Source organism: Marinospirillum celere (genome assembly GCF_900112235.1).
Classification (GTDB): domain Bacteria; phylum Pseudomonadota; class Gammaproteobacteria; order Pseudomonadales; family Halomonadaceae; genus Marinospirillum; species Marinospirillum celere.
In genome coordinates this window covers 90,073-104,061 of the sequence record NZ_FOLH01000005.1, presented here as the reverse complement: position 1 = coordinate 104,061, position 13,989 = coordinate 90,073, and the positions used below count along the sequence as shown (strand labels likewise).

At 48.9% G+C, this 13,989-nt stretch carries 11 protein-coding genes and 1 pseudogene; 4 read left to right on the top strand and 8 right to left on the bottom strand.

Annotation, left to right across the window (positions count from 1 at the left end):
* The first annotated feature begins 96 nt into the window (after nt 1-96).
* On the top strand, nt 97-621 hold the full coding sequence (locus BM185_RS12150; protein ID WP_245751760.1) for a type II toxin-antitoxin system HipA family toxin: 525 nt from the start codon (nt 97-99) through the stop codon (nt 619-621).
* A gap of 271 nt (nt 622-892) precedes the next feature.
* Here BM185_RS12150 and BM185_RS12145 read toward each other — a convergent pair whose 3' ends face one another.
* Nucleotides 893-1,888, bottom strand: coding sequence for a hypothetical protein (locus BM185_RS12145; RefSeq protein ID WP_091964183.1), 996 nt, complete (start codon nt 1,886-1,888; stop codon nt 893-895).
* Nucleotides 1,889-2,103: 215 nt separating this feature from the next.
* The gene (pepN, locus tag BM185_RS12140; protein ID WP_091964181.1) at nt 2,104-4,767 is read right to left on the bottom strand and encodes an aminopeptidase N; all 2,664 of its coding nucleotides are present in this window, start codon (nt 4,765-4,767) and stop codon (nt 2,104-2,106) included.
* A 70-nt stretch (nt 4,768-4,837) separates the two neighbouring features.
* Here pepN and BM185_RS12135 point away from each other — a divergent pair, with 70 nt between their 5' ends.
* A complete protein-coding gene (locus BM185_RS12135; RefSeq protein ID WP_091964178.1) occupies nt 4,838-5,767 on the top strand; it encodes a DHH family phosphoesterase in 930 nt (309 codons plus the stop codon).
* A 1-nt stretch (nt 5,768) separates the two neighbouring features.
* Here the strand turns inward: BM185_RS12135 and BM185_RS12130 are convergent, their stop codons facing one another.
* The 5 genes from BM185_RS12130 to ilvD all read right to left on the bottom strand — a co-directional run bounded on the left by BM185_RS12130 (nt 5,769) and on the right by ilvD (nt 10,652).
* The gene (locus tag BM185_RS12130; protein ID WP_091964176.1) at nt 5,769-6,887 is read right to left on the bottom strand and encodes a hypothetical protein; all 1,119 of its coding nucleotides are present in this window, start codon (nt 6,885-6,887) and stop codon (nt 5,769-5,771) included.
* Nucleotides 6,888-6,986: 99 nt separating this feature from the next.
* Nucleotides 6,987-7,559, bottom strand: a complete 573-nt coding sequence (locus tag BM185_RS12125; RefSeq protein WP_091964174.1) for a hypothetical protein — start codon at nt 7,557-7,559, stop codon at nt 6,987-6,989.
* A gap of 78 nt (nt 7,560-7,637) precedes the next feature.
* Nucleotides 7,638-8,054 (bottom strand): nucleoside diphosphate kinase regulator, encoded by a 417-nt coding sequence (gene rnk, locus BM185_RS12120; RefSeq protein WP_091964172.1) that lies wholly within the window; start codon nt 8,052-8,054, stop codon nt 7,638-7,640.
* An 86-nt stretch (nt 8,055-8,140) separates the two neighbouring features.
* Nucleotides 8,141-8,842, bottom strand: a complete 702-nt coding sequence (locus tag BM185_RS12115; RefSeq protein WP_177203553.1) for an MliC family protein — start codon at nt 8,840-8,842, stop codon at nt 8,141-8,143.
* Nucleotides 8,820-10,652 (bottom strand): dihydroxy-acid dehydratase, encoded by a 1,833-nt coding sequence (ilvD, locus tag BM185_RS12110; protein WP_091964569.1) that lies wholly within the window; start codon nt 10,650-10,652, stop codon nt 8,820-8,822. Before ilvD ends, BM185_RS12115 begins: the two co-directional genes overlap by 23 nt.
* A gap of 229 nt (nt 10,653-10,881) precedes the next feature.
* On the opposite strand from ilvD, the gene BM185_RS12105 reads away from it, so the two are divergent.
* Both BM185_RS12105 and BM185_RS12100 read left to right on the top strand, forming a co-directional pair.
* Nucleotides 10,882-11,370 carry a DUF3015 family protein gene (locus BM185_RS12105; protein ID WP_091964166.1) on the top strand — a complete coding sequence of 163 codons (489 nt, stop codon included), beginning with the start codon at nt 10,882-10,884 and terminating at the stop codon, nt 11,368-11,370.
* Nucleotides 11,371-11,388: 18 nt separating this feature from the next.
* Nucleotides 11,389-13,272, top strand: coding sequence for an Lnb N-terminal periplasmic domain-containing protein (locus tag BM185_RS12100; protein ID WP_091964164.1), 1,884 nt, complete (start codon nt 11,389-11,391; stop codon nt 13,270-13,272).
* A gap of 43 nt (nt 13,273-13,315) precedes the next feature.
* Here BM185_RS12100 and BM185_RS14880 read toward each other — a convergent pair.
* Nucleotides 13,316-13,851: pseudogene (locus tag BM185_RS14880) on the bottom strand (GSU2403 family nucleotidyltransferase fold protein).
* Nucleotides 13,852-13,989 lie beyond the last annotated feature (138 nt).

Here is a 13,989-nt window from a genome sequence, read left to right as displayed (position 1 = left end):
GAGCTTCCACTCTGCTAGATCACTGTAGAACCCATCCTGAAGCAGGTGATGAAGCCTGGTTGATTAAGTTTACCTCCCGGCAGCTGGCGCTGGGTCATGAAGAAGGCTTGTGCGAAGCAGCCTATGCATACCGCTTGCGGGCTTCTGGATGCTGATTTTCGCACTCCCAGCCTGGATTATGAAGACCTGATCAAAGCTACCAGCCTGGTGTGTAAAAGTCCTGTAGCAGGGCAGCTGCAATTCAAGCGGGCTATCTTTAACCTCTTTGCCTGTAGCCAGGATGACCACAGTAAAAACTGGGCCTTCCTGCAAGAAGATTCTGGGCGCTGGATGCCCGCTCCTTTTTATGATGTCACTTTTAGCCCTCACCCTTATGGGGAACAGGCAACCGCCTTTGCAGGTTATGGCAAAAAACCATCACTTAAAGCGATTCAACGCCTCGCCAAAGCAGCCAGCTTTGCCAGTTGGAAAGAAGCTCAGCGAGCGATAGAGGGAGTCATTGAACCCTTAAGCAGTTTCCCCAGCCTGGCTAAAGAGCTGGATGTTAGCCAAAAAACCATCCGATTGATTGAGCAGAAGCTGAATATCACCTGGCAGGATAATAAGGGGTTGTTGGACTAAGGCTCTAGTGTAAGTGGCCGCTCTGTGGGTGAGGAGTGGGGTTTGGATCATCGCTGATCGCTCACAGAGTGGGCCCCCACTCTGTGGAAGCGAACTTTCTGTGGGAGCGAACTCCGTTCGCGATAATCGCTTTATAGAAAGCACCTGATGCACTTTCTTCTGATCGCGCAGAGGACTGCGCTCCCACAGGGGCTAACAAAAAACCCCCACTCAAAGAGCGGGGGTTTATGCTTTAACGCTTAAAGCCAGCTGGTTTTAAACCAGCGTTAGCTTAGAAAGCGTAGCGAGCTTGTACACGGAAAGTCATATCACCGTCAACTACAGCGGCACCTGCAGCTGGAGCAGTTACAGAGGCATTGTCATCAGCAAAGACCATCTGGAACTCACCGCCCCATTCCCAGCCAGAAGCTGTGGTATGGATGGCATTCAGCCACAGCTGGCTGTAGTCCATGTCATCACCGTCATCCATGTAGTGTTCGAAGACAACGTTGGTGCGCAGGTCTTCGCTGAGCTTCATTTGGAAGGCACCAGAAACGGCATTGTAGTTGTCTTCATCACTGGTGAAGGCCGCATTAATTTTCATCTGATCATTCAGGGGCATGTTCAGACCAGCAGTTAAGCGGAACTTCTGTTCAGCATCAGTTGCATCAGTTGCATCATCTACATTGTAGAGCTGACCAGCAAAGAACACGTCCATGCCGCCAAAGTTACCCTTGAAGTTGGCGGTCAGGTCAGGAATCACAGAAGCATTTGCAGTGCCGCCAGCACCTGCATCGTTACCACTGTTTTGGCCACGGTCTTCCAGGAAAACACCAACACTCATGCCGTCGCCCAGGTCGATATTTTTACCCAGCAGAGCATTACGAGCAGCCCAGGAAGAAGTAATGGCATTACCATTGGCATCCAGGGTTTCACCCAGACCTGTCAAGTTGGCAAAGCCAGACCAGGTTTGACCAGCAACCCAGCCGTCCCACATGATGGCTGCGTGACGCAGAGAGTTGTTGGCGATGTTTTGCTCATAGTAGTAGGTGATATCGCCAGCATCAGTTTTCTGGGTATACATAACGTTGATACGAGAAGTACCCAGATCCATGCCATAGTTGGTTTCACCTTCGTCAGGCATTTCCCAGTAAGCCTGGGCAACAACAAAACCACCAATGTTTAGGCGCTGCTGATCGTTATCAACGATGGTAGCAGCATTAGCGGAAGCAACAGCAAGGGCGAGGGGCAGGGCAACTGTGCCCGCGAGAGCATGACGCAATTTCATAGCGTAAGTACCTTCTTATTAGTTGTTGATCGAAATCAATTTCGTTTCAGGTTCAAGGGGCGGCGGGTCTTACCCTGACCGCTGTATGCAGACTCGCATGGTTTTTTATGTCTTGTCAATGACTTCTATTTAGCTTGTTAGACTAAAGTATTAATCATTGGCTACAAGGCCCTGTGAAAGTGATTTATGTCAGCATATCAAGGGCCTGAAACTTCTTAACTGACCAGTGCTTTTTGTATAACTTCGTAAAGATCCGGGCTGAGTTTTTCTTGCTGAATGCGTTCCAGGGCTTCTTTCATTTTACCCTTGCGGAAGTCATCCAGTTTTTGAAAGCGGGTCAGGGGTAAAACCAGTCTGGAAGCAATTTGTGGGTTGGTTTTGTTCAGTTCGATGACGGCGTTTGCCAGCAACTGATAGCCAGCACCATCGCGCCGGTGGAAATTGTGCCGATTCTGACCAGCAAAAGCGCCCAGGACGGCACGTACCTTGTTGGGGTTTTTCATCGAAAAGGCTGGATGTTCCAGCAGGGCTTTAACACGATCTAAAGCGTCTGGGTGGGGCCGGGTGACCTGAATGCTGAACCAGGTGTCCATGACCAAAGGATCCCGTGCCCACTGGCGGGCAAAGGCTTGCAGCGCAGCATCACCGGGCTGGTTGTTTTCGGCATGGGCCAGGCAAGTCAGTGCAGCCTGCTGGTCAGTCATGTTATCGGCTTGCTGGAACTGCTGTTCGGCCAGCTGCAAGGCTTCTGCTGCATCGGTGACGACCAGGAAGCTCAGGCAGGTATTTTTCAGGCGGCGCGCAGCCAGCTGTTGAGCCTCAGCAGACCAGGGTTGGTCACTGGTATAGAGATGATAGAGGCGCAAAAACTCTGGGTAGAGCGCTGTTGCCAGGGTTTTGCGTGCATAGTCGCGGGCAATGTGAATGGCATCAATATCCACACATTCATACTGTTCGGCAATATAGGCTTCTGAGGGCAGTTGCAGCAGCTCTGCAAGCATCAGTGGATCTTCAGGCTGACCTTCAAGGAGCTGTTTCCAGGTATTGATCAGGAGAGGGTCCAGCTCCAGATCTTGTCCCTGTTGTTGGGCGCTGATTAGCTCTTGCAGTGTGGTCAAGGCCAGTTGCTGGCCTGCATCCCAGCGATTGAAGCCATCTGGGTCATGTTGTAGTAAAAAGGCCAAATCTTCTTTGCTGTAGGCATAGCTGAGCTTAACTGGCGCAGAAAAGCCACGCAAAAGCGAAGGTAGGGGTTCACTTTCCAAATGATGGAAGGTGAAGCTTTGCTCAGCTTTATTCAGCTGGAGTACAGTTTCAGTACCGTGGAATTCACCATCTATCTCCAGAGGCAGGGGATGGCCAGTACGGCTGACCAGACCCATTTTGATGGGGATGAGCAGGGGTTGTTTATCTTTTTGCCCAGGTGTGGGTGGTGTCTCTTGTTTCAGGGTCAGCGTGAAGGTTTTTTGCTCGGCATCATAGCGGCCTTCTGCTTTTACCTGAGGGGTGCCAGCCTGGCTGTACCAAATCAGGAATTGGTCCAGATTCAGGCCGGAAACTTCCGCCATGCAGTTAACAAAATCCTCGACGGTGACGGCCTGGCCATCAAAGCGCTCAAAGTAGAGATCACTGCCTTTACGAAAAGTATCCCAGCCGACCAGTTCTGAAAGCATGCGTACCACTTCTGAGCCCTTCTCATAGACTGTCAGGGTATAGAAGTTATTGATTTCTATATAGCTATCTGGCCTTACAGGGTGCGCGGTAGGACTGGCATCTTCGGCAAACTGGGCAGTGCGCAGCAAGGCAACATGCTGGATGCGCTCAACGGCGGGTGAGTGTTGGTCAGCACTGAATTGTTGATCTCGAAAAACGGTAAAGCCTTCTTTCAGGGAAAGTTGAAACCAATCCCGGCAGGTGACACGGTTACCCGACCAGTTGTGAAAATATTCATGGGCAACCACGCTTTCGACCCGGTGAAAGGCCATATCGGTTTCACTTTTGGGGTCGGCCAACACGCAGGCTGAATTAAAGATATTCAGGCCTTTGTTTTCCATGGCGCCCATGTTGAAGTCATTGACGGCAACAATCATGTAGATATCCAGATCATACTCGCGCCCATAGGTGTCTTCGTCCCAACGCATGGCTTTTTTCAGGGACTCAAGCGCATGGTCGCACTTGTGTAGATTTTCTTTTTCAACCCAGATTTCCAGTGCTACTTTACGGCCGCTGCTGGTTGTGTAGCTGTCTTTAACCGGATGCAGGTCACCGCCAACCAAAGCAAAGAGGTAGCAGGGCTTGGGGAAGGGATCTTCCCAAATGACATAATGTTTGCCCTTGTCCAACTCACCTTTTTCTGTAGGATTGCCATTCGAAAGCAGTACCGGGAAGGCTTCTTTGTCGGCTTCTATTCGGGTGGTGAAGCGGGCGAGAACATCGGGACGATCCAGATAGTAGGTGATGCGTCTAAAGCCTTCAGCTTCACATTGTGTGCAAAAATTGCCACTGGAAAGGTAAAGCCCTTCCAGAGCAGTGTTATTGGCGGGATCAATTTCTACCTGGGTTTGCAGAACAAATTCAGCCGGTGGCTGAGGCAAGGTCAGGTGGTTTTCGGTTACCTGGTAATCACTGGCAGCTAGCGGTTGACCATCAACTTCTACACTCAGTAGCTTGAGTTGCTGGCCATCCAGAACCAGGGGTGCGCGACCATCTGGATGCGCTGGATTACGTTGCAGGTGAAGGAGGCTGGTCACCAGAGTTGCCGAGGGTTCCAGCTTAAAATTCAGCTCTACTTGGTTAATCAGAAAGGCGGGGGGCTGATAGTCTTTCAGATGCACGGTCTGGGGAGCTAGCGGAGCCTGGGTAGAAACTGCCTGATTCATCCTGATTTGCCTCGAAAAGGTTAACAAAGGGTGTTATTTTTAAAACAGTGTAACTTAACAGGAGACTTCCATGTCAGAAAAGTATCGTCTGGTGACGCGCAGCGATTTTGATGGTTTGGTCTGTGCCGCTCTTTTGAAGCACCTGGATCTGATTGATGATATTCAATTCGTACACCCCAAGGATATGCAGGATGGGAAGGTCGAAATCACGGGCAAAGACATCACCACCAACCTGCCTTATGTGCCTGGTTGCCATCTGGCATTTGATCACCATTTGAGTGAAACCCTGCGCAACGAAAACAAGGCCGATAATCATATTATTGACCCGGATGCTCCTTCAGCTGCGCGGGTGGTGTTTGACTACTATGGCGGACACAAGGCTTTCCCAGCACGCTGGGATGACATGATGGAGGCTGTGGACAAAGGAGATTCGGCCAACTTCACTGAAGATGAAGTTTTGAACCCGGAAGGCTGGGTACTGCTGAACTTCATTATGGACGCACGCACTGGCTTGGGTCGCTTCCGGGAGTTTCGTATTTCCAACTATCAATTGATGATGCAGTTGATTGATTATTGCCGTAACCACAGTATTGAGCAGATTCTGGAACTGCCGGATGTTAAGGAGCGCACTCAGCTATATTTTGAGCATGACAGCAAGGCGCGGCAGCAGTTGCAAAAATGTGCCAGTGTGCACGGCAATCTCGTGGTCTTGGATTTGCGTGAGCAGGAAACCATCTATGCAACCAATCGCTTCACGCTTTATGCCTTGTACCCCCAGTGCAATATTTCCATCCATGTAATGTGGGGTTTGAAAAAGCAGAACACCGTTTTTGCAATTGGCAAATCCATTTTGAACAAAACGTCCAATACCAATGTGGGTGAGTTGTGTCTTAACTACAACGGCGGTGGTCATTTGAATGCAGGCACCTGTCAGGTTGAAAATGACCAGGCCGAACAGGTGCTTCAGGAGTTGATCACCAAAATTAACCAGGACGGGTAGTTTACATTCCTTCCACCAGCACATAGACGTCAGGGTCATCCGAAGTGCCCAGGAAACGGACACTTCGGACCCTGACGCGCATTTGCATTTGGGTGTCTTCAGTCACCAATTCCATTGAATAGTAGCCGCCATCCAGGTTGTTAATGTGCAACTGGTCACTGGTAATTTGTACTTGATGGCTGCGCGCCAATTCCAGTAAAGCATTACGCAGTGCATATTCAATTCTCAAAGAAATCAGGTTGTGTGACAGCATGCCGGAAAAATGGCCCACAGCCATGCCTTCTCCTGGGCTACTTAAATCCAGATGCCAGTCTTGATTAATAGGTAGGAGATCAGCATGAGGATTGGTAACACCTTTGAGCATTAGGCGTCCATAAAGAGTAGTGTCGTAACGGCAAGAGTCGGTCAATACCAAAGGTACAGAACCACTCATTTCACTGAACTGAAAAGAGGAGTGCTCACGCTCGCGTAAATAGCTGCTTAGATTCAGAGCACTGCCACTACGGGTATGCAACTGCGCACGGCTGGCTTCAACCTTGACGCCATGAGTTGTTCGCAGCTGTGCCAAAGCATTTTCAAATAAGAAGCGATATTGTTCTCTTTGTGTGGCCGCTAGTTGGCTCACGGTCACTGCTGATAAGTAATGGTTGGTATTTTCTTCACAGAGCCAGCTGGGAGAGCAGCGCTCAGGCTGACAGCGGGGTTGTGCGCAGGAATTTAAAACCCAGTGATCGGCTTGAGTGTTAGCGAGGTAGGCGTAACTGATATGTTGACCAGCATGAGTCCAAGTAGGTGCCAGGCCAATAGAATGACCGCTTAGTGAGATGGTGTTCTGGTAGATGTCCTGCTCATCCAGCCCTTGAGTAGACAGGTTATACACTTCGGCTAGCGAGGCTACAGCCATTTCACGACTGAGGGCCTTGGTATCACCTGAACCGAACTCAGCAGTAATCGCAATGACACCTTGTGCTTGACTGCTGTAAGGCGTATGGAGCCAGCAAGGGGTTTGAGTATATTGATGATTGCCTGGATCAGTACTGGCAGTGGGGGTTGAACTGCAGCCTGCAATTAAGATCAGGACCAGAACAAAGGTTGTTAATTGAAGGTGCTGCTTTGCCATGCTGCTATCCCCTTTTTTAAAGTGGCTTCCAAAAAAGGGGATAGTTTACTGTAAAAGACAACTTATTCCAGGCTACGAAGAGTGTGTCTTTAGGATCTATTAAAAGGTCATCCCAACACCGCCGATAACACCTACATCGCCATCCCAAATATCAACCTCAGCAAGTGCATAAAGGTTGTCTTGCAGCTGGTAGCGTGCTGTACCGCTAAGGCCTAAATAGTCCCAATCACCAGTAACCAGCCTGAGTCCACCACCGACTTCTAGGTCTTGGTTGAGTTGATGGCGAATTCCACCGCGTAGAGCAATAGAAGTATCGCTACTGGAAAAGCCAGAAAAAGATAGTTTTTGATATTCGATGTTACCACCACCCCAGACGCTGGTTTGAGCATCAAGGAAGTGGGCATATCCAATGCCAGCATGAAAATTGGTGTAATCGAAATCATCAGTCAGGTAAGTAAGGCCGCCATAGGCAAAGAGGTTATCTATACCTGTGAGTTCTTCCAGTTCCATAGCGCCACGACCGGTTGGACCAATAAAGGTCTGGTCTGCATCGGTTGCACCGGGATAGAGAGCTAAGCCACCTTCAACGTAGTTGTAGCTAGGTGTTTGAGCAAAACTATGGGACGCCATTAACAAGCTGGCTACTGCTACTAGAGTTAATTGTTTTTTCATGATGAGTTCCTTTTAATTTAAGCGAACGTAAATATACTGGTGGTCAGCTTTTATGCAAGTACAGATTTATAAGGTATTTTAGCGATAGAGTTCACCCGCCTGTTCAGGCTGGTAGAGGATTTCTTCAACCATCAAGGCCGCATCCTTGCCATTGGGAAGTTGCCAGTGAACTTCTTCACCGACACGTGCGCCAAGAAGAGCGGCTCCCAGGGGTGCCATAACCGAAAGCTGGTCGGTGGCATCTTGTTTTAAATTATGCGGGTAGACCAATTCCTTTTCCATCAGGAGGTCGGCTTTTAAGTCGCGAAAGCGGATACGGCTATGCATGCTGACCAGGTCAGCAGGAATTTCTTCGGGTGCTGCTATATCAGCGTTATCCAGGCGTTCAGCCAGGGCCTGGGCGACAGGCATCTTGTTGTATTCAGGGGAATCCACCAGCCGTTCCAAGCGGGCATGATCCAGTTCGTTCATGAGTAGGTGAAGTTTGGCTAGCATTGTTTTTTCCTTCAATAAAAACAACACCCCCGCAACCAGGGCTGCGGGGGTGTCAGGTAAGATTTAATTACTGGCAAGATTAGCTGTTAAAAACTTTGTCCGCAACCCCTGTAGGTTTGTCCCTGGAAAGTCATTTCAACCCGGTGCTGAAAAGGCTCTCCGGATTTGATGTCAATACACATCACATTTTCTACCTGGTACTGAAAAGGTTCGCCATCTGGAAGCTGGGCTTGGTAACGTCGGACAATCAAATCCTGATGGGTCTGTTCGATCCCAGTCAGGTCGTGAGTCTCTGTACCGAAGTTAAAGCTCAGGCTGCCTTCGCCCTTCTGGCGAATTTCCAATAGCCAGCCAGGATGGTGACCAGTTGCACGCAAGGTCAGGGCATCTGGGGAGTTATCCGTGCCTGCAATCAAGGCGGTGGCATCCACCTCATCGTGAGCACCGCGTGCTTCCAGATGGCAGAAACTCCATTCCTGGTGTGGCGTAAATACCCTTGCTCTTTCACCCTGAGACCAGAAGCGAGTGTCCTGGGCATTTTCATAGAGGCTGCCAGAGGCGGAGCGACCTCGGTTAAGTTCAAGCCAGGAATCCGAGTTGGGTAGCTGTAGCCAAAGTTGATTGTCGGTGTGGCGTGTCTGCATGACATCCTGGTCATCACAGACCCAAACGCTGGTTTCTGTAGCCTCTTCAAAAGTAGCTTGCTGCGGCCCACTGGCACAGCCGACCAGCAAGAGGCTGGTCAGCAGGCCGAGGGTTGTTGCCTTAATCCAGTTTCGACAGATCACGGACAGCACCCTTGTCGGCTGAAGTGGCCAACAATGCATAGGCTTTCAGAGCCGCAGACACCTTGCGATCACGTGGCTTGGCAGGCTTCCAGCCTTTCTTATCCTGTTCGGCACGGCGTTGGGCTAGTTCTTCATTACTGATTTCCACATCGATACGACGGTTGGGGATATCGATCAGAATGGAGTCGCCGTTTTGAACCAGGCCGATGGCACCACCCGCTGCTGCTTCGGGAGAAGCATGGCCAATAGACAGCCCGGAAGTGCCTCCAGAGAAGCGACCATCGGTGAGCAGCGCGCAAGCTTTGCCCAGGCCCTTGGATTTAATGTAGCTGGTGGGGTAGAGCATTTCCTGCATGCCTGGGCCACCTTTGGGGCCTTCATAGCGAACGATCACCACATCGCCTTCCTTGACCTTACCTTCCAGAATATTGGCAACGGCTTCCTCTTGGGACTCAGTGACATGGGCAGTGCCTCGGAAAACCAGCAGCTCATCTTCGACCCCGGCGGTTTTGACCACACAGCCGTCTTCAGCCAGATTGCCGTAGAGTACAGCGAGGCCGCCTTCTTTAGAAAAGGCATTTTCCAGATTGCGAATACAGCCATTCTCACGGTCAGCATCCAGGCTGTTCCAGCGGGTGGATTGGCTGAAAGCTTGCTGCGTTGGAATGCCTGCAGGTCCAGCCCGGTAGAACTCGAGGACTTCAGGCGTGGGTTTGCGCAGAATATCCCAGGTTTCCAGAGCTTCAGCAAAGGTTTTGCTGTGCACCGTGGCCAGCTCAGTATTTAACAGACCAGCGCGATCCAGCTCGCCCAAGAGGCCAAAAATCCCACCAGCGCGGTGAACATCTTCAATGTGGTATTTCTGGGTATTGGGTGCCACCTTGCAAAGCTGCGGAATTTGTTTGGATAGGCGGTCAATATCACTGAGGTCGAAATCCACTTCAGCTTCCTGGGCCAGTGCCAGCAGGTGCAGAATGGTATTGGTGGAGCCGCCCATGGCGATATCCAGAGCCATGGCATTCGTGAAGGCACCCTGGTTGGCAATGGAGCGCGGTAGTACGGAATAATCATCCTGCTCATAATGGCGCTTGGCCAGCTCGACGATACGTTGTCCGGCTTCTTCAAACAGGCGGCGACGGTCGGAGTGGGTGGCCAGGGTGGTGCCATTGCCAGGCAGAGAAAGACCCAGAGCTTCAGTGAGGCAGTTCATGGAGTTGGCAGTGAACATGCCAGAGCAGGAGCCGCAAGTCGGGCAGGCAGAGCGCTCATATTCAGCGACGGTTTCATCACTGGCATCCGAGGCAGCAATAACCATGGCATCAACCAAGTCCAGGCCGTGCTCGCTCAGTTTGGTTTTACCCGCTTCCATGGGGCCACCGGATACAAAAATCACCGGAATATTCAGGCGCATAGCAGCCATCAGCATGCCAGGGGTGATCTTGTCACAGTTGGAAATACACACTAGCGCATCAGCACAGTGGGCGTTGACCATGTATTCCACCGAGTCGGCAATCAGGTCACGGCTGGGCAGGGAATAGAGCATGCCATCATGGCCCATGGCAATACCATCATCCACGGCTATGGTGTTGAATTCTTTGGCAACGCCACCCGCTTTTTCAATCTCGCGAGCGACCAGCTGGCCCATATCCTTCAGATGGACGTGACCGGGCACAAACTGGGTGAAGGAATTGGCAACAGCGATGATGGGTTTTTGAAAGTCATCATCCTTCATGCCAGTGGCGCGCCAAAGGGCACGAGCACCAGCCATATTGCGGCCTTCGGTAGTAGTGCGGGAACGGTAAGTGGGCATGGCTAACCTCTGAAAAAGGGTTTGTTGTCGGTTGCGCATATTCTAGCTTGAGTGAGGCTCTACAGAAATACTTAAGTAAAGATTCTTTGAAATAGCTTGATTGATATGAATTCAAGATTAGGGTTGAGAAAGCTTGAATACATGGCGGAAATGTGATTAATTTACCCCGCTTGTTTGCAGTAGGACAAGCAGGGAACTATATTGGAAATTAAGACTAAGGAAACTAATCATGAAAAAGATTGTTGCTACAGCAGCTTTGTCAGTAGGTCTGATTTTTGGCATGGGAAATGCTCAAGCCCGTGACTTTGCAGAAATTTATACCGATTGCGGCTTGGGTGGCCTTATTGCTCCAAACCATGGTGTGGTGGCGGTAATTACTAACATCACTTGGGACTTGGGTACCACGGCAGTCAGTTCACAACTGTCATCCCCGGATACATGTAAAGGTGGCCAGGCGCGCACTGCAGCTTTTATTTATGAGTCTTACCCCCAGTTGGAAAATGATCTTGCACAAGGCCAGGGTGAGCATTTTGCTACTTTGTTGAGCGTTGCTGGCTGCCCTGCAGATGTACACGCAAGTGTTGGTTCCGAGCTGCGCGGTCAATTTGCGGAATCAGTTGCTCAGCCTAGCTATTCTTCCAAAACTCGTTATGAATTAGCAGATCAACTGCATGGTCAGTTACATCAGGTAACAGGACAGGATTGCTCTTCTATTTAAGTCTTGAACATTACTTTGATGGAAATGGCGGACTCAAGTCCGCCATTTTTTATGATGATTACTAAAATTATATTTTTCTCTTTTTTATTTTTTTTATCCATTCAGGCTTACGCTGATGATAAGTCAGTAGAAAATCTATGGGGCCAAGCTATGGAGCTGGCTTTATATCAGAAGTCAACTTGGCTCAGGCTTTTGCATCAAGATCCACATGGAAAACCTGAAAGCAAGGTTGTGAGTAGTGAGTTTTTTTTGAGTGATAGGGGTAATATTGATCCAAGATCTGAGATGGAAACTTTGATCGATAAATATGAACTTTTATACTCTCAAGGAAAGGAGCAGGACATTTTATGTAAGTTTCCAGCACGCTTTCTTTGGTTGAGCCAGTATTTAGATATCCCCGGATATAGTAATAAACAACAGGGTTGTGAAAGGTTTTTGTCCTGGGCTAAGCCGGATGAAATTGAAAGCATAAGCATCCTTCTGGTCAGTGGTTATTTTGGCAACCCTGCATCTACCTTCGGACATTCATTGCTCAGAGTTAATACGGAAGAAGGTGGACGATTATTGGATTTGACCTTTAATTTTGGTGCGATGGTACCGGAAGATGAGTTAACTGCTGTTTACATATATAAAGGCTTGACTGGCCGCTATTTATCCGGATTTTCTGACGGTCACTTTTACTCTCAGGACTTGGTTTACTCGCGAACGGAATACAGAGATATTTGGGATTATCAGTTGGAGCTGGATGATTTTTCTGCTCGACTCATGATGGCGCACCTGTGGGAAGTACATGGCAATAAGTTTAATTATTACTTTTTAACTGAAAATTGCGCGTACCGTATTGCTGAGCTATTGACATTGGTTACTGAAGACGAACGCTACATTAATAACTCTGTGTTGTGGTACTCACCAGTTGAAATGTTTCACAAGGTACGTGATGCCGATCAGGAAAATTCAATCATCAAAGAAGTTGTCTATCACCCATCATTTCAAAGGATTTTTCTTGCAAAGTATAACCAGTTAGATATTTATGAGCGTTCGGCTTTGGATTCCTGGATAAGGGGTGATACTTCCGCGTTTGAAAAACTCGATGAGAACGCCAGGATTCATATATTATCTGTTCTGCTCTCCTATTATGAGTACTTGCTTTCAGCTCAGAATTCAGATGAGAAGGAAGCTTATTTAAAAGAGAAAAGAAGACAGGTCATTTATAGTCGTATTCAGCTGCCAGCTAATACCTCCTTGCGTTTTGAACCCCCGGATGACTTGCCTTCACCTGCAGAGGGGACGCGGCCAATGCGCTTTGCCTTTGGCGTGGCTGGGAGTGACGAAATATCCAGCTTGGTACTACGTTGGTCACCTTTTTACCTGGACAAGGTTGGAAAGAATAGTCTTGAGGGTGGCGAGTTGGTCGTATTTGATTTCGACTTAAGGTATGAGGGTGGAAGAGGTGGCTACCTTTCCAAGTTGGAATTTATCCGAATAAGAAATATGGTTACGTCACGTCATATTGCTCCTGGAGAAAGCTTCTATGCATGGCATTTGAAAACAGGCGTCAACGGCAAGGATCAGGGCCTTGAATTTTATGACCCCTATTTCACAGGTGGGCTGTTTCGTGCCTACGATTATTTTGATGGCTTATTTATGTTTGGTATGGATCTTCATGTGACCTTACAGGGTGAGCCACTTGAACTTGAACCGTTGATTGGACTCAGAAAGAGTTTTGGTGACCTTAACGCCTGGCTACAGCTAGGGCAGAGGTATGCTCTGGAGTCAGATTCCTGGAATCCTGCAGTAGAAGTTAATGCATCGCGCGCTTTTACCAAGTCCTTCGGAGTGACTTCCCAACTGAGATATACAGGTGATGTGGATGCAGCTCTGACTTTAGATTACTTCTGGTGACAACACTAACCTGAGAGCAAATGATGGGCTATCTATAAGTAAATCAAAATGAATAATCATCTAAATCTTGTTGCATTTCATTAATTCGTCCAGGAAAAATGCGCTGTAATGCTTTGGCATAGGCTAACCCAGGAAGGTAATTACGCACTAGCTGAGAGACAGCAATTGCTTGTTGGCGGTCTCTTTCTTTTTTGATAGCTTGCCGCTCAGGTTGTTGGGCTATAAACCATTTATGTAGTGCAAAAGCTCTGGGGTCCACTGTTTCCAGGTGCAAAGGGTAACCCTGGGTATCAAAAACGGTTGCTGTGTAAGCAGGTGCAGATGCTAGCCATTTTAAAGACTCAATTTCCACGGGCTGCAGGTCATCACTTTGCAGCAGTGGTTGAAGTCTTGGCCTTTCATGGGGTGCCCTGCCTGAGTCACCAGGTCAATCATGTAGCCCTCAGCTGTGATGGCACTGTATTGATTTGAAGCACTGGACACCTTGACTAAATCAGGTACAGCTTGTTTCAGAATACTTAACAGTGTGTGTTGCTTGATAGCGGTAGCTATTTGCAATCCCTGTCGGTGATCGAGCATGACATCCAGATCATCTGTAGCCAGTAGGTCAAACTCTTCTCCAGCTATGACTGCAAGGACTCAAAAATCTGAGTGGCATTTATCAGTACTCTGGGCTCTTCAGAAGTAAGTGCTTTAATTTTCATGGCAAGATTCTTT

Coding starts and splice junctions, on each gene's coding strand:
- ilvD (WP_091964569.1), bottom strand. CDS start 10,652: ATGCCCACTTACCGTTCCCGCACTACTACCGAAGGCCGCAATATGGCT.
- pepN (WP_091964181.1), bottom strand. CDS start 4,767: ATGAATCAGGCAGTTTCTACCCAGGCTCCGCTAGCTCCCCAGACCGTG.
- BM185_RS12145 (WP_091964183.1), bottom strand. CDS start 1,888: ATGAAATTGCGTCATGCTCTCGCGGGCACAGTTGCCCTGCCCCTCGCC.
- BM185_RS12125 (WP_091964174.1), bottom strand. CDS start 7,559: ATGAAAAAACAATTAACTCTAGTAGCAGTAGCCAGCTTGTTAATGGCG.
- BM185_RS12105 (WP_091964166.1), top strand. CDS start 10,882: ATGAAAAAGATTGTTGCTACAGCAGCTTTGTCAGTAGGTCTGATTTTT.
- rnk (WP_091964172.1), bottom strand. CDS start 8,054: ATGCTAGCCAAACTTCACCTACTCATGAACGAACTGGATCATGCCCGC.
- BM185_RS12130 (WP_091964176.1), bottom strand. CDS start 6,887: ATGGCAAAGCAGCACCTTCAATTAACAACCTTTGTTCTGGTCCTGATC.
- BM185_RS12135 (WP_091964178.1), top strand. CDS start 4,838: ATGTCAGAAAAGTATCGTCTGGTGACGCGCAGCGATTTTGATGGTTTG.
- BM185_RS12100 (WP_091964164.1), top strand. CDS start 11,389: ATGGAAATGGCGGACTCAAGTCCGCCATTTTTTATGATGATTACTAAA.
- BM185_RS12150 (WP_245751760.1), top strand. CDS start 97: ATGAAGAAGGCTTGTGCGAAGCAGCCTATGCATACCGCTTGCGGGCTT.